The sequence below is a fragment of the Micromonospora sp. B11E3 genome (assembly GCF_039871625.1).
Classification (GTDB): Bacteria; Actinomycetota; Actinomycetes; order Mycobacteriales; family Micromonosporaceae; genus Micromonospora.
On record NZ_JBDPMC010000024.1, the window covers coordinates 30,265 to 49,263 of the forward strand.

The 18,999-nt window shown below is 74.5% G+C and carries 18 protein-coding genes; 11 read left to right on the forward strand and 7 right to left on the reverse strand.

The annotated features are described in order from the left end of the window. The first annotated feature begins 97 nt into the window (after positions 1-97). Positions 98-1,687: an MDR family MFS transporter gene (locus tag ABGB16_RS14790; RefSeq protein WP_347668606.1), complete on the forward strand. Its 1,590-nt coding sequence runs from the start codon at positions 98-100 to the stop codon at positions 1,685-1,687. Positions 1,688-1,788: 101 nt separating this feature from the next. On the opposite strand, the gene ABGB16_RS14795 is transcribed toward ABGB16_RS14790, so the two are convergent. Then, positions 1,789-3,624: a tetratricopeptide repeat protein gene (locus tag ABGB16_RS14795; protein ID WP_347668607.1), complete on the reverse strand. Its 1,836-nt coding sequence runs from the start codon at positions 3,622-3,624 to the stop codon at positions 1,789-1,791. 246 nt (positions 3,625-3,870) lie between these two features. Here ABGB16_RS14795 and ABGB16_RS14800 point away from each other — a divergent pair, with 246 nt between their 5' ends. Both ABGB16_RS14800 and ABGB16_RS14805 read left to right on the forward strand, forming a co-directional pair. Next, positions 3,871-4,902: an SIS domain-containing protein gene (locus ABGB16_RS14800; protein WP_347668654.1), complete on the forward strand. Its 1,032-nt coding sequence runs from the start codon at positions 3,871-3,873 to the stop codon at positions 4,900-4,902. 25 nt (positions 4,903-4,927) lie between these two features. Beyond that, positions 4,928-6,454, forward strand: a complete 1,527-nt coding sequence (locus ABGB16_RS14805; protein ID WP_347668608.1) for a histidine kinase N-terminal domain-containing protein — start codon at positions 4,928-4,930, stop codon at positions 6,452-6,454. 125 nt (positions 6,455-6,579) lie between these two features. On the opposite strand, the gene ABGB16_RS14810 is transcribed toward ABGB16_RS14805, so the two are convergent. Continuing rightward, positions 6,580-8,133, reverse strand: a complete 1,554-nt coding sequence (locus ABGB16_RS14810) for a glycosyltransferase family 39 protein (protein WP_347668609.1) — start codon at positions 8,131-8,133, stop codon at positions 6,580-6,582. A gap of 527 nt (positions 8,134-8,660) precedes the next feature. On the opposite strand from ABGB16_RS14810, the gene ABGB16_RS14815 reads away from it, so the two are divergent. From ABGB16_RS14815 to ABGB16_RS14830, 4 genes are all read left to right on the forward strand, one after another. Continuing rightward, entirely contained in the window at positions 8,661-10,364 is a 1,704-nt protein-coding gene (locus ABGB16_RS14815; protein ID WP_347668610.1) for a nitrite/sulfite reductase, read from the forward strand. Between the two features lie 76 nt (positions 10,365-10,440). Then, positions 10,441-10,599, forward strand: a complete 159-nt coding sequence (locus ABGB16_RS14820; RefSeq protein ID WP_145773481.1) for an IS1 family transposase — start codon at positions 10,441-10,443, stop codon at positions 10,597-10,599. A gap of 41 nt (positions 10,600-10,640) precedes the next feature. Next, on the forward strand, positions 10,641-11,372 hold the full coding sequence (locus ABGB16_RS14825) for a phosphoadenylyl-sulfate reductase (RefSeq protein ID WP_347668655.1): 732 nt from the start codon (positions 10,641-10,643) through the stop codon (positions 11,370-11,372). Between the two features lie 149 nt (positions 11,373-11,521). Further along, positions 11,522-12,253: a CbiX/SirB N-terminal domain-containing protein gene (locus ABGB16_RS14830; RefSeq protein ID WP_347668656.1), complete on the forward strand. Its 732-nt coding sequence runs from the start codon at positions 11,522-11,524 to the stop codon at positions 12,251-12,253. Between the two features lie 272 nt (positions 12,254-12,525). Here ABGB16_RS14830 and ABGB16_RS14835 read toward each other — a convergent pair whose 3' ends face one another. Next, positions 12,526-12,783 carry a WhiB family transcriptional regulator gene (locus ABGB16_RS14835; protein ID WP_073834718.1) on the reverse strand — a complete coding sequence of 86 codons (258 nt, stop codon included), beginning with the start codon at positions 12,781-12,783 and terminating at the stop codon, positions 12,526-12,528. A 448-nt stretch (positions 12,784-13,231) separates the two neighbouring features. Then, a complete protein-coding gene (locus tag ABGB16_RS14840; protein ID WP_347668611.1) occupies positions 13,232-14,182 on the reverse strand; it encodes a diacylglycerol kinase family protein in 951 nt (316 codons plus the stop codon). On the opposite strand from ABGB16_RS14840, the gene ABGB16_RS14845 reads away from it, so the two are divergent. Further along, a complete protein-coding gene (locus ABGB16_RS14845) occupies positions 14,181-14,612 on the forward strand; it encodes a hypothetical protein (RefSeq protein WP_347668612.1) in 432 nt (143 codons plus the stop codon). The two genes, ABGB16_RS14840 and ABGB16_RS14845, sit on opposite strands and share 2 nt — an antisense overlap. Before the next feature lie 134 nt (positions 14,613-14,746). On the opposite strand, the gene ABGB16_RS14850 is transcribed toward ABGB16_RS14845, so the two are convergent. Genes ABGB16_RS14850 through sodN form a run of 3 tightly spaced genes read right to left on the reverse strand, consistent with a single transcriptional unit; the run spans position 14,747 to position 16,145 of the window. Next, positions 14,747-15,154 carry an ATP-binding protein gene (locus ABGB16_RS14850; protein WP_347668613.1) on the reverse strand — a complete coding sequence of 136 codons (408 nt, stop codon included), beginning with the start codon at positions 15,152-15,154 and terminating at the stop codon, positions 14,747-14,749. 32 nt (positions 15,155-15,186) lie between these two features. Next, entirely contained in the window at positions 15,187-15,744 is a 558-nt protein-coding gene (locus ABGB16_RS14855; RefSeq protein WP_347668614.1) for a GNAT family N-acetyltransferase, read from the reverse strand. Beyond that, positions 15,741-16,145 (reverse strand): superoxide dismutase, Ni, encoded by a 405-nt coding sequence (gene sodN, locus ABGB16_RS14860; RefSeq protein WP_347668615.1) that lies wholly within the window; start codon positions 16,143-16,145, stop codon positions 15,741-15,743. The genes ABGB16_RS14855 and sodN overlap by 4 nt, the downstream gene beginning before the upstream one ends. Positions 16,146-16,304: 159 nt before the next feature. Here sodN and ABGB16_RS14865 point away from each other — a divergent pair, with 159 nt between their 5' ends. The 3 genes from ABGB16_RS14865 (at position 16,305) to ABGB16_RS14875 (ending at position 18,928) form a co-directional block, all read left to right on the forward strand. Then, positions 16,305-16,574 (forward strand): S24/S26 family peptidase, encoded by a 270-nt coding sequence (locus ABGB16_RS14865; protein WP_347668657.1) that lies wholly within the window; start codon positions 16,305-16,307, stop codon positions 16,572-16,574. Between the two features lie 149 nt (positions 16,575-16,723). Next, on the forward strand, positions 16,724-17,902 hold the full coding sequence (locus ABGB16_RS14870; RefSeq protein WP_347668616.1) for an NADP-dependent malic enzyme: 1,179 nt from the start codon (positions 16,724-16,726) through the stop codon (positions 17,900-17,902). 63 nt (positions 17,903-17,965) lie between these two features. Next, positions 17,966-18,928, forward strand: a complete 963-nt coding sequence (locus ABGB16_RS14875; RefSeq protein ID WP_347668617.1) for a zinc-binding dehydrogenase — start codon at positions 17,966-17,968, stop codon at positions 18,926-18,928. Positions 18,929-18,999 lie beyond the last annotated feature (71 nt).

An 18,999-nucleotide genomic window follows, 5' to 3' on the forward strand; every position in this document is an offset into this window, starting at 1 on the left:
CGCTTGACGATTTCCTGCTCCTCAGCTTACCGTCCGGCTAGTAAGGTAACTAGCCGGACGGCAAGTAAGTCAGTTGCACCTCGGGGGGAGCCTACCGATGACTCAGGCAGACCGGGCACCGGAGCGGAGGCCGGACATCCGGGTCGTGCTCTTCGGCCTGATGATCGCGATGATGCTCGCGATGCTCGACAACATGATCGTGAGCACGGCGTTGCCGCGCATCGTCGGCGAGTTCGGCGGGGTGGACCACTTCACCTGGGTCGTCACCGCGTACGTGCTCGGCACCACCGTCTCCACCCCGATCTGGGGCAAGCTCGGCGACCTCTACGGCCGCAAGACCGTCTTCCTCACCTCGGTCGCGATCTTCCTGATCGGTTCCGCGCTGTGCGGCATGGCCGGCTCCGACGTGTTCGGCGGCACCGACCGCGGCATGATCGAGCTGATCGCGTTCCGGGCCGTGCAGGGCCTGGGGGCGGGCGGCCTGATGGTCGGCGTCATGGCCATCATCGGCGACCTCGTGCCGCCCCGGGAGCGGGGCCGGTACCAGGGCATGATGGCCGGCATCATGGCGGTCGCCATGGTGGCCGGCCCGCTGGTGGGCGGCTTCATCACCGACCACCTCTCCTGGCGCTGGGCGTTCTACGTCAACCTGCCGCTCGGCGGCGTCGCGCTGGTGCTGCTCGTCGCCACCCTGCACCTGCCGAAGTACCGCACCGAGCACCGGATCGACTGGCTGGGCGCCGCCCTGCTCTCGGTCGGCATCACCGCGATCGTGCTGATCACCACCTGGGGCGGCAACGAGTACGACTGGGTCTCCCCGCAGATCCTCGGCCTCGCCGCGCTGACCGTGGTCGCCCTGGTCGCGTTCGGCGTCGTCGAGCGGCGGGCGCCGGAGCCGATCCTGCCGCTGGGGCTCTTCGCCAACCGCAACTTCGCGCTGATCTCGACGATCAGTTTCCTGCTCGGCTTCGCGATGTTCGGCGCCATGAACTTCCTGCCGCTGTATCAGCAGACCGTGCAGGGCGCCTCGGCCACCAACAGCGGCCTGCTGCTGCTGCCGATGATGTTCGGGACGCTGGTGGTCTCGCTGGTGGCCGGCCGGGCCATCACCCGGACCGGGCGTTACCGGATCTTCCCGATCGTCGGCGGCGTGGGAATGACCGTCGGCATGGGGCTGCTGACGCTCCTCGACGTGCACACCGGCAAGGTGGAGCTGGCGCTCTACATGATCGTCCTCGGCGCCGGCATGGGCTTCCTCATGCAGACCACCATGCTGATCGCACAGAACAGCGTGGAGCAGAAGGACCTCGGCGCGGCCAGCGGCGCGGCCACCTTCTTCCGCTCCATCGGCGGCTCGTTCGGCATCTCGCTGTTCGGCGCGATCTTCGCCAACCGGCTCGCCGACTCGCCGGCCGGCGCCGCGTTCAGCGGTGGCGGCGGCGAGGGCGGCCGGATGGACCTGGAGAAGCTCAAGGAGCTGCCGGCGCAGGCGCGGGAGCTGGTGCTGGGCGGCCTCTCCGACGCCATTTCGAACGTCTTCTTCTGGGCGGTGCTGTTCACCGTGGTCGTGCCGGTGCTCGCCTGGTTCATCCAGGAGATCCCGCTGCGCACGGCCAACGAGCCCCCGCCGTCCGCCACCGGCGAGGAGCGCGCCGAGACGGCCCTGGGCAAGGCCCCGGCCGCCTGACACCTCCACAAGATCCGCGCAACTTCAGGGAAGTTGGTGCCTCTGCTCCGTCGGCGGCAACACTTTCAGTGAAGTTGCGCGGATCTTGCAGCGGGTGAGGGTCAGGGGCGGCGGGTGAGGCGGCGCCAGAAGGTCCAGAGGCGGCCCAGCCGGCCGGGGCGGCGTGGGCTTGGGGGCTGGCGGGCGATCAGCGCGCCGGCCCGCGCCGCCGTCGCCCGGTCCAGGCCCGGCGTGGCCAGGGCCAGGTACGCCAGCGAGACCCCGATGGGCACCGGCCGGTCCCGCGCCACCGCCGCCGCGTCGGCCAGCCGCTCGGCCACCACCCGCGCCACGTCCGGGCGTACCGAGGGGTCGATCCACGCGGCGGTGACCAGGGCGAACAGGGCCGCCTCGGTGATCCAGTCCTCGACCCCCCAGACCAGCTCCAGCAGCACACGGCGGCGGTCCGAGGTGGCCCACGGCTCGTCGGTGCGGTGGTGCAGCAGGCCCAGGCACGCCCACACCTGCACGCAGCGCACCCACAGCGACGGGTCCTGCCCGGCCAGCACCCGGCCGAGGGCGGTGGCCGGGGGCGGCGGCGGGTGCACGAGCAGCCCGAGCAGGTCGGCCAGGTCCAGGGTGGCCAGGCCGACCGCCGCGTCGTACGCCGCCGGGGGGTGCGACCACGCCGGCTGGGCGAGCTGCCGGACCCGGGCCGCCGCCTCGGCCGACGGCGCCGGCAACGTCGGGGCGACGGCCGTACCGTCGTAGCGCCACAGCGGCCGGTCGGTCGCCCGGCGGGGCTGGCGCGGGTCAGGGTCGGCCACCGCGACCACCTCGACCCGCAGCCCGGGCACGGCCGCCTCGACGGTACGCATCGCGCTCGGCGGCTCCAGCGTCTCCAGCCGTACGGCGGCGCCCGGGCCGTGGCGGTCGTCGGTGAGGGCCCGGCGCAGCGCCTCGACCATGGCACCGGCCGCCGGCGTGACCTGACCGAGCCAGGGCCGGCTGCGGCAGCACTCGGCGAGGTCGCCGTGCTCGTGGGAGTCGTCCGGGTGGTCGCGGATGAAGTCGGCCAGCGCCACCAGGTGGGCCACGTCGCCGTCGCGCTGGAAACGCAGCCGGTGCGCGGTGTGCACCGCGCAGTCGAAGGTCGGGTCCCGCGCCAGGGCCCGGTCGATCCACTCCAGCGCCTCGTCGAGCCGGCCGACGTCGCCGAGCGTGCCGGCGATGTCGGCGTACACGGCCAGGTCGTCCGGGTCGAGCGCGACGGCCCGGCGCAGCGCCGCCAGGGCCTCCCGGGTCCGGCCGGCGCTGCGGTAGGCGTACCCGAGCCACACCTCGCCGAGCTTCGAGGGCTGCGTCCGTACGCCCCGGCTGGCCCAGCGGATCGCCACGGTGACCTCGCCGAGGCGCCGGGCCAGCGCGGACGCCGCACCGAGCAGCAGGCCGTGCTCCGGGTGGACGGCGACCGCGTTGCGGGCCAGCGCGAGGTACGCCAGCAGGGGCGCCCGCTCCGCCCGCGGCACCGGGTCGGGCAGGACGCCGCAGACCTGCATGAGCACCCCGGCGGTGCGCTCCGGGTCGAGCCGTTCCGGCAGCTCGGGGGCCGTCACCCAGGGCACGCCGGCCCAGTCCGCCCGCCGGTCGTGGCCGGTGGCGGCGGCCAGCAGCTCCAGCCCCTCCGCCGGCCGGCCCGCCGCGGCGAGCAGGTGCGCGCGGGCCACCACGACGCCGACGAAGGCGCGGTGGTGCAGCGGGAACAGGCCGAGCCCGCCGTCGCCGGCGGCGGCGACCCGGGCGAGGGTCTCGTGCGCCTCGGGCAGGGTCGGCGCCTGGGCCAGCGCGCCGGCCACGTGCCCGGCGGCGTGCGGCAGGTCGCCCTCGTCGAGCGCAAGCCGGGCCAGGGCCAGCTCCTCCTCCGCCGACAGCGGGGAATCGTCCCTTCCCTCGGACACGTGTGCCTCTCGCTCGTCGCTGCGTCGCCCGGCCGGGCAAGCCTAGGTGATGTTGGGGCACCGTGGTGATCCCTGCGCGATGCTGTTCGTTACATTGCTTGCGGCCGGCGAAACGTGCAAGGCTGAGCATCAAACGCGCGGAAATCGCGCAGCAAAGGGTCGCGCGGGGATGCCGCGCAGGGAAGGGTCCGCGCGGGGGGAAACCGTGCGGGAAAGGGGTGTTCCGTGACGGGTGCAGGGGCCGGGATGGCCGCCGACATCGCCGAGCAGCCGGCCGGGTACGAGCGGCTGCTCTCCGCCGAGCACGCCGGGGCGATCGCCCGGGTCGCCGCGGCGGTCGCGGAGCGGCGCCCCCGGCACGTGGTCTTCACCGCGCGGGGCACCTCCGACCACGCCGCGCTCTACGGGGCGTACCTGACCGAGATCCGCCTCGGCCTGCCCGCCGGGCTCGCCTCGCCCAGCGCGGTCACCCTGTTCGGCGCCCGCCCCGACCTGTCCGACGCGCTGGTCGTCGGGGTCAGCCAGAGCGGCGGCTCGCCCGACCTGACCGAGGTGCTGCGCACCGCCCGCGCCTCCGGCGCGCTGACCCTCGCGGTCACCAACGCGCCCGGCTCGCCGCTGGCCGAGGCCGCCGAGCTGAGCGTCGACATCGCCGCCGGGCACGAGCGGGCGGTGGCGGCCACCAAGACGTACACGGCCGAGCTGCTGGCCCTGCTGATGCTGGTGGAGGGGATCCGGGCCGGCGACGGCGCGCTGCCGGCCGACGAGCGGGCGGCGTTGGCCGAGCTGCCCGAGCTGGCCGCCCGCACCCTGGCCGACGCCACCGCGACCCAGCTCGCGCCCCGGTACCGGTTCGCCGCGCAGCTCGTCACCACCGGCCGGGGGTACGCGTACCCGACGGCCCGGGAGGCGGCGCTGAAGCTGATGGAGACGTCGTACCTGCCGGCGCTCGCCTTCTCGGGCGCCGACCTGCTGCACGGCCCGCTCGCCATGACCGACCCGGACGTGCCCGTGCTGGCCGTGGTCGGCTCCGGCCCCGGCGGCCGGTCGATGGGGGAGGTGCTGCCCCGGCTGGGGGAGCGCCGCGCCGACGTGGTGGTGGTCGGCTCCGCCGACGTCGAGGGGGCGACCCGGATCGCCGTGCCCGACGTCGACGAGCGGTACGCCCCGCTGCTGGACATCCTGCCGTTGCAGCGGTTGGCCCTGGCGCTGGCGCTGGCCCGGGGCGAGGACCCGGACGCCCCGCGCGGGCTGAAGAAGGTCACCGCGACGATGTGACCGGCGGCGTGGCACGCTGGTCTGCGTGTCCACGCTGCGCGACCTCGCCGAGGAGCACACGCTGCTCCGCCCGGCCGACATCGACCACCTGCACCGGATCGCCGGGGACTGGCAGTTGCTGTCCGATCTGTCCTTCGCCGACCTGCTGCTCTGGGTGCCCGTGGACGCCGACGGCACGTTCCTCTGCGTGGCCCAGGTCCGCCCGACGACCGCCCCCACCGCGTACCTCGACGACCAGGTGGGGCGGATCGTCGGCGGGCCGGAGGTGGCCCACCTCGCGGTCGCGTACGGGCAGGGCCGGATCTGGCGGGAGGGCGACCCCGTCTGGTACGGCGACGTGCCGGCCCGGCACGAGGCGATCCCGGTCCGGCTGCGCACCGCCGACGGGGAGGCAGGCGAGGTGATCGCGGTGGTCGGCCGGGACACGAACCTGTCCACCGCCCGCACGCCCAGCCAGCTCGAGCTGAACTACCTGACCACCGCCGACGACCTGGCCCAGATGATCGCCGACGGGACGTTCCCGCCGCCCCGGCACCCGGGCGAGACCACGTCCGCGCCCCGGGTCGGCGACGGGCTGGTCCGGTTGGACGCCGACGGCAAGGTCACCTACGCCAGCCCGAACGCCCAGTCCGCGTACCGGCGGCTCGGCTACGCCTCGCACCTGGTGGGGGAGGATCTGGCCAAGCTGCACCGGCGGCTGGCCGGCGACCCGTTGGAGGGGACCGACGCGGCCAACGGCATCCTCGCCGCGCTGCGCGGCGAGGCGCCGCCCCGGCGCGAGATCGACGCCCGCGGTGCGACGATGCTCACCCGCGGGCTTCCGCTGATGCCCGCCGGGGTGCCGATCGGCGCGCTGGTCCTGGTCCGTGACGTCACCGAGGTACGCCGTCGCGACCGCGCCCTGATGACCAAGGACGCCACCATCCGGGAGATCCACCACCGGGTGAAGAACAACCTGCAGACCGTCGCCGCGCTGCTCCGCCTCCAGGCCCGCCGGGTAGCCATGCCCGAGGCCCGGGTGGCCCTGGAGGAGTCCGTCCGCCGGGTCGCGTCCATCGCCCTGGTGCACGAGACGCTCTCCATGTCCAGCGACGAGGCGGTCGAGTTCGACGGCATCGTCGACCGGGTGGCCAGCGCCGCCACCGAGGTGGCCGCGACCGAGCAGACCGTCCGGATGCACCGGCGGGGCAGCTTCGGGGTGCTGCCCGCCGAGATCGCCACCTCCCTGGTCATGGTGCTCAACGAGTTGCTGCTCAACGCCGTCGAGCACGGCTTCCCGCCGGCCGGCGAGGAGGGCGAGGGCCGCCCGACGGGCGCGGCGGAGCCCGAGGTCGTGGTCTCCGCGCACCGGTTCCGCAAGCAACTGCACGTCACGGTGGCCGACAACGGCCGGGGCCTGCCGGCCGAGTTCGACGCGGAACGCGGCGGCAACCTCGGCCTGCAGATCGTCCGGGCCCTGGTCACCGGGGAGCTGCGCGGCACGATCGAGCTGTGCAACGGGGCGGAGGGCGGCACGGAGGCCCTGCTGGTCGTCCCCCTGGCCCGCCCCTGACCCTTGGACAGGGCGGCGTGGCTCTGGCGCGAGCGTTGACGGACGAGCGACTCGACGCGCCGACGGAAACGTCGCCCGGCTGCCAACCTTGGCCGCGTCGTGGTGTCCGAGGAGCCCGGGCGGGGTCAGCGGGTCAGGAGGGCCACCGTCACGCCCGGGCGGGCCCAGACCCGCGCCACGGTGAAGGTGCCGCGCAGCGCCGCCCCCTTCGCCCCCGGCACCGCGTCCACGGGGGCCGCCGGGTGCCCCGCCACGACCAGCCAGATCCGGGGTACGCCGGCCAGGCACTCGGCCGGGCGCGCGCACTCGTCGGCCCAGTAGTCGCCGCGGGCGTCCGGTCCCCGTACGGCCAGCGCGTCCCGGGGCTGGCGGTCGCCCAGGTGGTAGCGGGTGCCGAGGTCGAGGAAGAGCCAGCCGTCCCGGGGCGAGAAGACGACCGCGTCCCCGGGGCGGCGCCCCTGGTCGACCACCCGGGCCGCGCCCCGGTAGTCGACCAGCGCGCCGGGCGGCCACTCGTGGCTGCGCCGCAGCGCGGCCTGGTCGGGCAGGCCGAGCAGGGCGGCGAGGAGCACGACGGCCGACGCCGCCGGCAGCGTCACCGTGGCCAGTGCCGCCCCGGCCAGCAGGCAGGCGAACGGCACCGTGAAGAACAGGTAGCGCGGCACCCACACCGGCGCCGCCAGCCCGGCCACGAAGAGCAGCAGCGTCGGCAGCGCCACCCCGGCGGCGGGCAGCAGGGCACGCCGGCCCGCGCGGACCGCACCGAGTACGGCGAGGCCGAGCAGCAACCCGCCCACCGCGCCGGCACGCGCCAGGGCGCCGGGCAGCGCGGCGAGGTCGGCCAGGCGGGCCGGGTCCACCCAGTCGAGCTGCCGGCCCCGCTGCCCGGCGGACAGCAGCGCCAGCGGGGCCAGCACGGCCGCCGCCGGGGCGAGCGCGGTCAGCCAGCCCCGCAGCGGCCGGCCCCGGCGCCCGGCAGGTTCGGCCCGGCTGTCCGCTGCCCTGGCCGGGTCGTCCGCTGGCCGGCTGTGCGCTGCCGGGCTGTCCGCTGCCCCGGCTCGGCGTGCCGCCCCTCGACCGCGCCGGGCGAGCACGGCGACCGCGTGCGCGGCGAGCAGGCCGAGCGCGACCAGGTGCGCCAGGCCGAGCGCCGTGACGGCGGCGGCGTAGGCGGCCCAGGCGCGCCACCCGGGGCGGTCGATCGCCCGGACCAGCAGCAGGGTCGCCAGCACCGCGAACAGGGCGACGAACGCGTACGGGCGGGCCTCCTGGGCGTACCGGGAGGCGCCGGGGACGGCCGCGAACAGCAGCCCGCCGGCCAGCCCGGTCCGCCGTCCGAGCAGCCGTTCGCCGAGTACGGCGGTCAGCCCGGCCGCCCCGGCCATGGCCAGCACGGACGGCAGCCGCAGCGCGGTCGCCGAGTCGCCGGTCAGCGCCAGCCAGCCGTGCATGAGCAGGTAGTACGGCACGGCGCCGGCGTCGATGGTGCCCGCCATCCGGGCCAGCCCGGCCGGCGACCGAGTCGCGGCGCTCCACGTCGCCAGTTCGTCCCGCCACGGCTGCGCCCCGTTGACCCCCGTCAGGGTGACGGCCAACGTGAGCAGGGCGGGAACCACCCAGACCGGGACCGGCCGCGGCGGGGCGGGTGCGGCCCGGCCCGCCGCCCGTCCGCCGTTCACGCCCGTCCGCCGTTCACGCCCGTCCGCCGTTCACGCCCGTCCGCCGTTCACGCCCGTCCCGGCCGGCTTCGCCGGGGCCGACAAACCGGTATGCGATGCAGCCTTCCAGGCATTTCGGCCACGTCCAGAGCCTCGCACACCCGCGTGTGGTGGGAGGCCGAACCGCCGCCAGGCGAGTGCCGGGGTACCTGACCTGGCCGCCTGCACGGGGTGCCCGGGCGAGGAGGTGTCCACGTCATCGACGGTCCGTGATGTGGGATCGCACACTGGGCCATTGGAAGGGTCCCGGAGATGTGGGAGCATGGCCGCATGCTCGCCGCCATCGTCCGTCGCTTCGTGGCCCGTCGCCACGTCGACTACGGCCGCGTGCGCAGCGCCATCTGTCCGGCCCACTGACGACGCCCGACCCACCTGTCTCGGGTGCGCTCCGCGCCGGCCGATCCGACATCGCCGTCCCACGGCCCGTCCCACGGGCCGGCCGTCGCGCCCGCGCCGCCGAGGCACAGCAGACAACGGAGGACGCCGCGATGGCGCTCAGCAGCACCCCCGCCCGGTCCGACGCTCCCGCGGCACGGGCACCCCGCCGCCCCCGCGGCGAGGGACAGTGGGCGGTCGGCCACCGCGAGCCGCTCAACCCCAACGAGCGGATGAAGAAGGACGACAACCCGCTGAACGTCCGGGCGCGGATCGAGACCATCTACGCCCACCGGGGTTTCGCCTCGATCGACCCGCAGGACCTGCGCGGTCGGTTCCGCTGGTGGGGGCTCTACACCCAGCGTCGCGAGGGCATCGACGGCGGGCGTACCGCCGTGCTGGAGCCGCACGAGCTGGAGGACGAGTTCTTCATGCTCCGGGTCCGGGTGGACGGCGGCGAGCTCACCCTGGCCCAGCTCCGGGTCGTGGCCGACATCTCCCGGGAGTTCGCCCGGGACACCGCCGACATCACCGACCGGCAGAACATCCAGTACCACTGGATCCGGATCGAGGACATGCCGGAGATCTGGCGCCGGCTGGAGGCGGTCGGCCTGCAGACCACCGAGGCGTGCGGCGACTGCCCGCGGGTCGTGCTGGGCAGCCCGGTCGCCGGGGTGGCCCGGGACGAGGTGCTCGACCCGACCCCGGCGATCAACGAGATCGTCGAGCGGTACGTCGGCGACAAGCAGTACTCCAACCTTCCGCGCAAGTTCAAGACCTCGATCTCGTGGCTGGTCGACACCCCGTACGAGGCGAACGACATCGCGTTCCTCGGCGTCGACCACCCCGACCACGGCCCCGGCTTCGACCTCTGGGTCGGTGGCGGCCTGTCCACCAACCCCATGCTGGCCAAGCGGCTCGGCGTGTGGGTCCCGCTGGCCGAGGTGCCGGACGTCTGGGCGGGCGTGGTGGGGATCTTCCGCGACTACGGCTACCGCCGGCTGCGCAGCCGGGCCCGGCTGAAGTTCCTGGTCGCGGACTGGGGTGTGGAGCGCTTCCGCGAGGTGCTGGAGAAGGAGTACCTGGGGCGGGCCCTGCTCGACGGCCCCGCCCCGGAGCTGCCCGACAGGCCGATCGACCACATCGGCGTGCACCAGCAGCGCGACGGGCGCAACTTCGTCGGCGCGGCCCCGGTGGTCGGCCGCGTCTCCGGTGCCCAGCTCGCCCAGCTCGCCGACGTCGTCGAGGCGCACGGCAGCGGCCGGGTGCGGCTCACGCCGTACCAGAAGCTGCTGGTGCTCGACGTGGCGCCGGAGCGGACCGACTCGCTGGTGACGGCGCTGCGGGGGATCGGCCTGGAGGCCCGGCCGTCGGCCTGGCGGCGCGGCACGATGGCCTGCACCGGGATCGAGTACTGCAAGCTGGCCATCGTCGAGACGAAGGCGCGCGGCGAGGAGCTGGTGGCCCGCCTGGAGGAGCGGCTGCGCGACTTCGACGCCGACATCTCGATCCACCTCAACGGCTGCCCCAACGCCTGCGCCCGCACCCAGGTCGCCGACATCGGCCTCAAGGGCCAGCTCGTGGTCGGCCCGGACGGCCGGCAGGTCGAGGGATTCCAGGTGCACCTGGGCGGCGGCCTGGGCATGGCGCAGGGGCAGACGGCCGGCTTCGGCCGCAAGCTGCGCGGTCTGAAGACCACCGCGGACGAGCTTCCCGAGTACGTGGAGCGGCTGGCCCGGCGCTACCTGGCCGGCCGGACCACCGGGGAGACGTTCGCCAACTGGGTGATCAGGGTCGACGAGGAGGAACTCCGATGAGCGAGCGTAGCGAGCGAACCGGCAGGCCCAGCGTGGTGGAGCCTCGTCGCGACGCCGAGCGAAGCGAGGTGTCGCGATGAGCGAAACCCGTTCGGTGCCGCTGTACTGCCCGTACTGCGGGGAGGAGGACCTGCGTCCGAGCGAGGCCGGGCACGGCGCGTGGGAGTGCCACGCCTGCGCCCGGGTCTTCACCGTGCGGTTCACGGGTCTGCTCAGCCGGGCGGTGGCCCGGTGAGCGCGAGGAGCGGCGGGCTCGTCTCCGCCGTCGACCTCGGGCTGGTCGGGCCCGGCGAGCCGAGCCCGGCCGAGTCGGGCCGCCGCGGCCCGGAGGAGCTGCGTGCCCTGGCCGAGGAGGCGGGCCGCGAGCTGGAGGGGGCGCCGGCGCTGGAGATCGCCCGTTGGGCGGCGGAGACCTTCGGCGACCGGTTCTGCGTGACCAGTTCGATGGCGGACGCCGTCGTGGCCCACCTGGTCTCCCGCGTCGCGCCCGGCGTGGACGTGGTCTTCCTCGACACCGGGCTGCACTTCCCGGAGACGCTGAGGGTGCGCGACGAGGTGGCCCGCCGGCTGCCGGTGAACGTCCGCTCGATCCGCCCCCGGCTCACCGTGGGCCAGCAGGACGGCGAGTACGGGCCCCGGCTGTTCAACCGGTCGCCGGACGACTGCTGCCAGCTGCGCAAGGTGGAGCCGCTGGAGCGGGCCCTGACCGGGTACGACGCCTGGGCCACCGGGCTGCGCCGGGACGAGTCGCCGACCCGCGCCAACACGCCGGTGGTGACGTACGACGCCCGCCGGGGCAAGGTGAAGGTGAATCCGATCGCCGCCTGGAAGCAGGCCGACGTGGACGCCTACATCGCGCGCCACGACATCCCGGTCAACGAGCTGTTCCGCCGGGGCTACGGCTCGATCGGCTGCTGGCCCTGCACCCGGCGCACCAGGGCGGGGGAGGACCCGCGGGCCGGCCGGTGGGCGATGTTCGAGAAGACCGAGTGCGGGCTGCACCTCTGACCGCGGCGCCGCCGTCGGCCCCGGATGCGGCAGAGCCGGCTGTCCGGGCCCCGGCGGTCCCGGTCGGCGCGGCACCGTTCGCCGTGGCCCCGTCCGTCCCCGCGGCGACCGCCCCGGGCCCGCTCGGTCCGGGGCCGGTCGGCGCGGCCGTGCCGGAGCCGGTCGTGCTGGTCGCGCACGGCAGCCGGGATCCCCGGGCGGCCGCGGCGACCAGGGCGCTCGCCCGCGCGGTCGCCGCCGCCCGACCGGGCATTCCGGTCCGGGCGAGCTGGCTGGACCACACCGACCCCGGGCCGACGGCCGTGCTGCGGTCGCTGGCGGAGGCCGGTCACCCCCGGGCCGTGGTGGTGCCGTTGCTGTTCACCGCCGCGTACCACCGGCGGGTCGACGTGCCGGCGGCCGTCGCGGCGGCGCGTGAGTCGGGGCCGCCGCTGGCCGTACGCGTCTGCGACGTGCTCGGCCCCGCCGACGGGGTGGTCGATCCGGGGCTGCTGGCCGGGCTGCGGCGGCGGCTGACCGAGGCGGGACCGGACCCCTTCGACGCTCTCGTGCTGGCCGCCGCGGGCACCCGGGACGCCCGGGCGCGCGCGTCCGTGGGGCGGGTGGCGGCGGCCCTCGGCGCCGCGTACGGCGTGCCCTGCCGGGTGTCGTACGCCTCGGCCGCCCCGCCTGCGGTGGGGACCGCGGTGGCCCGGCTGCGCGCGGCGGGGGCCCGCCGGGTCGCCGTGTCGGCGTACTTCCTGGCCCCCGGCCTCTTCCACGACGCGGTGGTGGCGGACGCCCGGGCGGCCGGCGCGGCGACGGTGGCCGGGCCGCTCACCGACGCCCCGGAGCTGGTCGATCTGGTGCTGCGCCGGGTGGCCGCCGAGTCTGCGGCGTGAGTGCGCGGCGCGATCTGGCTGCGCCTGTGCGGTGAGCGCGCGGCGCGACCCGGCTGCACCCGACGCGCCTGTGGGGGGAGTGCGCGCCGCGCCGACGGGGGTGACCACCGCCGGGGCTGTCCCACGGGTGAGCCACGCTCCCCGCGGCCGTGGGCCTGCTGGCCCTGCTACCGACCACGTTGCCGTCGCCCGATCGTCGTACGGCGCCCGGACAGCGCGACGCCCCGGCGGGGTCTAGCCCTGCCGGGGCGTGGAGCAGCGTGGTGCGGTGGTCAGGCGGAGTGAGCGCGAAGCACCCGGAGGCCGCCGCGGCGCTTGACGGCGCGCCGCTCCTCCTCGCTCATCCCGCCCCAGACGCCGGCGTCCTGACCGGACTCCAGTGCCCACTGCAGGCACTGGTCGGTCACCGGGCAGCGCCGGCAGACGGCCTTCGCCTGCTCCACCTGCAGCAGGGCCGGCCCGGACGTCCCGATCGGGAAGAACAGCTCCGGGTCCTCGTCGCGGCAGACGGCATCGTGGCGCCAGTCCATGGCGGCAACACTCCTCATTCTGGATGGGTGGCAGATATTGCTTTGGTGCTTTTCCATATGCGTCCGCACGCCGGATGGTGACGGTTCGCGTCCATCAATTCGGCGCTGCGTGAGCAGGCTCTTGTGGCCCCTGGGACCTGCTGGAACGGCTCAACATGCTGAGCATATCCAGGCAATGTCCCGGTAACTCAAGTTCGCTTGTGAATACTTTCACGAACCCACGCAATGTCAAGGGTGACGCTCGGAAAAACTCCGCGCGGTGAGCAAGCTCACGACCCTTTTGTCCGGGTTCCCGGAAGGTCCGGTCGCCCGCCTTGGCACAGTCGCGGATCAATATAGTACAGTCTCGGTGACATTGCTGACATTTCCGGCGCCTCGCCTCGGTGTCGCGGCCACCGCGTCGGCCGCGGTGTGGGGGACCGCTCCGATCGATGGCTGTACCCGAGACCTAGCAGATTACTCTCAGTGCGGCGGGAATGGATGTGAATCTGACTTTCTCCCGCTCACCGAGATAGTCCCCGTCCAGCTGGAAGGCCTGCGGACGGCTCGCGAGCAGGGTGAACTCGGCCACGTCGTGCAGTCGCAGCACCTGACGACCCCGCGGATCAGGGTTCCGGGAAAAGAACTGGGTGACTGTCCGTGTCGTACTCACCACCCGTAGCTGCCGCATTGCCAGCACGTCCAATCCGAGATCGAACGACGCCTGCGGGTTCGGGTTGATCTCCCGCTCGCCCACGTACGTCCAGGGCGCGGTGTTCTGCACGATGACGGTGCCCAGCCCGGCCTCGGCCGACTCGCCCGGCCGCTCCAGCGTGATGGTCGGGTGCCGGCGTTCCGAACCCAGGAGGTACTGGCTCGCCGTCGAGCGGAGGTAGAGCGCCGGGGTGGAGACCCGCCCCCGGCGGCGGGCCTGCTCGACCCGGCGGATCACGGCGGCGTCGATGCCGAAGCCTGCGCAGAACGTGAAGTAGCGGCCGTCGGCCCGGCCCAGGCCGATCGTCCGGGACCGGCCCAGCCGCAGTCCCTCCAGGATCATGCTGGTGCCCTCGGGCCACTCCCGGGGCAGCCCGAGCGCCCGGGCGAACACGTTCGTCGACCCGCCGGGGACGGTGGCCAACGCCGGCAGCCGCTCGGCCGGAGTCGTCCCGGTGCGGATGGTCGGCGGCTCGGCCGTCATGAGGCCGTTTACCACCTCGTTCACCGTGCCGTCGCCACCGAGCGTGACCACCAGGTCGACGCCCTCCTCGGCCGCCTCCCGGGCGAGATCAGTGGCGTGGCCCCGCCGTCGGGTGTACCGCACGGCGAGGTCGACCTCGCTGCGCAGCGCCCGGACCAGGACGTCCCGGCTGCGCTCGCTCGTGGTGGTGGCCTTCGGATTGACGACCAGGACGGCCCGCATGGGCGGCACTGTACCGCGAGCCGCCACCGGTATCGTGTCGCCCGTGACCATCGACCCTGACCCGAATCCGACCACGCTCGCCTGGGCGGTCCGGTTGCTCCGGGCGGAGGCGGTCGCCCTCGGCCTGGTCGCCGTCTGGCTGGTCTGGGCCGACCTCACCGCCGACACCACCGACCTGCCGTCGGCACTGCTGGTGACCGCGTTCGCCGGCGGCGGCGCCGCCGCGCTCTGGGCGCTCGGCGGCGCGCTGGGCCGGCGCCGGGCCGGGGCCCGCGCCCCGGCGATCGTCCTCCAGCTCATGCTGCTGCCGGTGGGCTGGTACATGATCCAGGGCGGGCTGGGCTGGCTGGGCGTGCCGCTGATGGCGCTCGGCGTCGGTGTCAGCGCGCTGCTGGTGAGCCCGCAGACCACCCGCGCCCTCGGCTTCTGACCCCGCGGCCCCGCTGCCTCCGACCCTCCCGCCGCGATCTTGCACTTGTGGCCCTCGTTACGCGGCGTCTGCCCGGTTTGTCGGGGCAGAAACTGCAAGATCGCGTGGGTGGGGGAGCGGGGGCGGGTGGGGCGTCAGTAGCCGGAGGCGCGGCGGGTCAGCAGGGAGATGGTGGCCCGGCCGTTCGCGGCGCCCGCCGCGGCGGCCGTGGTGAGCGCGGTCAGCACCTTCCAGGCGAAGGACGACTCCGAGGGCAGCGTCGCGCCCCGCACGGTCGGGACGGTCACCTCGACGGTGAGCGCGTCGTCCGTCACCGTGAACCGGCACTCCAGTTCGGCGTCCCGCGTGGCGACCGCGAGCAGCATCGCGCACGCCTCGTCCACGGCGATCCGCAGGTCCTCGATCTCGTCGAGGGCGAACTGGAGACGGGCGGCGAGACCAGCCGTGGCGGTGCGGAGCACGCCGAGATAGCCGCCGTCGGCGGGCACCGTGAGGTGCACAACGTCGTCGTCGGTCGCTGGCTGGCCGGTCAGTTGAGTCACGCCTCATCCCCCCGGTGCGGGACTCTACCCGCTCAGGCGGTCGGGTGGGCGGGCGCGGCACCGGCCGGGGACGACGAACCGGCCGTCGGGCGCCCCAGCTGGGCCGCGAGCTCGGTCAACGCCGGCCCGGCCAGCCGGTACGGCACCCACTCGTCCATCACGGTGGCGCCGATCGAGGCGTAGAAGCGGGCCGCCGGGTTCCAGCGGATCATCCACCACTCGAGCCGCTGGTAGCCCCGCTCCACGCAGATGGCGGCCAGGGTGGCCAGCAGTTGCCGGCCCGCGCCGGTGCCCCGCGCCTCCGGGCGGACGTACAGGTCCTCCAGGTACACGCCGTGCACCCCGGCCCAGGTGGAGAAGTTGAGGAACCACAGGGCGAAACCGAGCGGCCGGTCGGCGTCGTCCACCGCCACGTGGCCGTAGAGGGCCGGGGCCGGGCCGAAGAGGGCGGCGGAGAGCTGCTCGGCGGTGAGGTGGCACTGGTCGGGTGCGCGCTCGTACTCGGCCAGCTCGTGCACCATGGCGACGACGGCCGGCACGTCGTCGGGACGTGCCGGCCGTACGGTCGGAGCCTGGACGGGCAGGGTCACGCCTGCTTGGTCTCCCAGAAGATCTTCGAGATCTCCTCGATCTTCTGCAGCAGCTGGTCGGCCTTCGCCGGGTCGGTGGCGCCCTTGGCGCCGGCCGCGCCGGCCAGCTTGGTGGCCTCGTTGAACAGCGTGTGCAGGTGCGGGTACTTCTCGAAGTGCTGCGGCTTGAAGTAGTCGGTCCAGAGCACCCACAGGTGGTGCTTGACCAGCTCGGCCCGCTGCTCCTTGATGATGATCGCCCGGGTGCGGAACTCGGGGTCGGTGTTCGCCTGGTACTTCTCGCAGATCATTTTGACCGACTCGGCCTCGATCCGGGCCTGCGCCGGGTCGTACACGCCGCACGGAAGGTCGCAGTGGGCGCTGACGGTCACACGCGGCGTGAGGATGCGGGGAAGGCGCATCAGGGTCCTCCATGGGATGTTTGCGATGATCCAAGATGACATTACTCCTGGAGATGCTCCCCGGAGGCGTGGAGGTGAAACCCGGTGCGCGCCGACGAATCCCGCGCCGTCGACCGGCTGCGAGGGCCGCTCGCGGCGGTGCTGGTGACCGGCCCGTCCATGGCCCCCACGCTGCGGCACGGCGACGCGCTGCTGGTGCGGCGCGGCGGGCGCCCCGTCCGCCCGGGTGACCTGGTGGTCGCGGTCTTCCGCGCCCGCCCGGACCTGCTCGTCGTCAAGCGCGCGGTCCGCCCCGAGGCCGGCGGCTGGTGGGTACGCGGCGACAACACCCTGGCCACCGACGACTCCCGGACGTACGGCGTGGCCGACGTGCAGGGCCGGGTCGTGGCCCGCTACTGGCCTCGACCGCGTCTCTTTCCACACCCGTAAGTTATGACCCTACTCACACTTCGGAGGCACCGCCGACACTACACTCGGCAGGTGCCCGGGTGACCCCCCGCACCGCGTCACCGCCGCTCCTCGCCCCACCTCGCGTCCGCGGCGGCCGCCACGTCTGCTCGACAGATTCTGGAGTCACCATGTCTTCGTCCACCGTGGATCCCGCCGATCCCGTCTTCCGGTTGCACGCCGGCGGCAAGATGGCCGTCACGTCGACCGTGCCGCTGACCAGCCGCGACGACCTCTCCCTCGCGTACACCCCGGGGGTGGCCCGGGTGTGCGAGGCGATCGCCGCCGATCCCGCCCTCGCCGACGACTACACCTGGGTGGCGCACACCGTCGCCGTGGTGACCGACGGGTCGGCCGTGCTCGGCCTGGGCAACATCGGCCCGCGCGCGGCGCTGCCCGTGATGGAGGGCAAGGCGGTGCTGTTCAAGCAGTTCGGCGGTGTGGACGCGGTGCCGGTCTGCCTGGACACCCAGGACGTGGACGAGATCGTCGCGGTGGTGACGGCCCTCGCGCCCTCGTTCGGCGGCATCAACCTGGAGGACATCAGCGCGCCGCGCTGCTTCGAGGTGGAGCGCCGGCTCGACGAGGCGCTGCCCATCCCCGTCTTCCACGACGACCAGCACGGCACCGCGATCGTCGTGCTCGCCGCCCTGCGCAACGCGGCCACCCTGCTCAACCGCAAGCTCGGCGACCTGCGGGTCGCGGTCAGCGGGGCGGGGGCCGCCGGGGTGGCGGTGACCCGGATGCTGATCGCCGGCGGGGTGGACCCCGACCGGGTGGTGGTCTGCGACTCCAAGGGGATCATCGGGCGGCACCGCACCGACCTCACGGGCGGCAAGGCGGGGCTCGCGGCGGACACCAACGCCGAGGGCCGACAGGGCGACATCGGCGAGGCGCTGCGCGGCGCGGACGTGCTGATCGGTGTCTCCGGCGGGCAGATCCCGGAGGCGGCGGTGGCCGGGATGGCCCCGGGCGGCATCGTCTTCGCGCTGGCCAACCCGACCCCCGAGGTGCACCCCGAGGTGGCCGCCCGGCACGTCGCGGTGGTGGCCACCGGCCGCAGCGACTACCCGAACCAGATCAACAACGTGCTGGCGTTCCCCGGCGTGTTCCGGGGGGCCCTCGATGCCCGGGCCACCCGGATCACCGACGGGATGAAGGTGGCCGCCGCCGACGCGATCGCCAACGTGGTCGCCGAGACGCTCACCGCCGACGCGATCGTGCCGTCCCCGCTGGACCCCCGGGTCGCCCCGGCGGTCGCCGAGGCCGTCGCCGAGGCCGCCCGCCGCGACGGCGTCGCCCGCGCCTGACCCGGAAGAAGGGGCCCGCCGTGTGGGCCGGGCCCCTTCTTGTCGCCCACTTCCCTTGTTACGGTGCCGATCATGCGTGCTGCCTTCGCCTCGAGCCTCGACGCCGACAACCCGCTCGCCGCGCTGACCGTCGGCGAGCGCCCCGAGCCGACCCACCCCGAGGACGACTGGGTGACCGTGCGGGTGCTGGCCAGCTCGCTCAACCACCACGACCTCTGGTCCCTGCGCGGAGTCGGGCTCGGCGCCGACCGGCTGCCGATGATCCTCGGCTGCGACGCCGTCGGGGTGGACCCGGACGGCACCGAGGTCGTGGTCTACCCGCTGGTCGCCGACCCGGGCGACCCGCGCGGAATGTCCATCCTCTCCGAGCACTTCCCCGGCACCTTCGCCGAGCGGGTCGCCGTACCCCGGATGAACCTGCTGCCCCTGCCGGCCGGCGTGTCCGCGACGGACGCCGCGTGCCTGCCCACCGCGTGGCTCACCGCCTGGCGGATGCTCACCACCAAGGGGCGGGTCGACGACGCCGAGGCGGTGCTGGTCCAGGGCGCCGGGGGTGGCGTGGCCACCGCGGCCGTCGCGCTCGCCGTCGCGCTCGGCAAGCGGGTGTACGCGACCAGCCGCGACGCCGCCAAGCGCGAGCGGATCACGGAGCTGGGGGCGACGGCCCTGGAGCCCGGCGCCCGGCTGCCCGAGCGGGTCGACGTCGTGATCGAGACGGTCGGGGCGGCCACCTTCGACCACTCCCTCAAGTCGGCCGCGCCGCATGCGCGCATCGTGGTCTCCGGGGCGACCGCCGGGTACGAGCCGAAGGTCAACCTGCGGCGGGTCTTCGCCATGCAGCTGGAGATCCTCGGCACGTCGATGGGCACCCCCGGCGAGCTGACCGAGCTGCTGGCGTTCTGCGCCGAGCACGACGTGCGCCCGGTGGTGGACAGCGTGGTGCCGTTCAGCCGGATCGAGGAGGGATTCGCCCGACTGGCCTCCGGCGAGGTCTTCGGCAAGATCGTCAACGACCACACGGCGTGACCGGCCGGCGCGGTACGCCGCGCTTGGCCGCGGGCGGCGGGAGGGCGGCCCTTCTCCACGGGAGGTGCGGG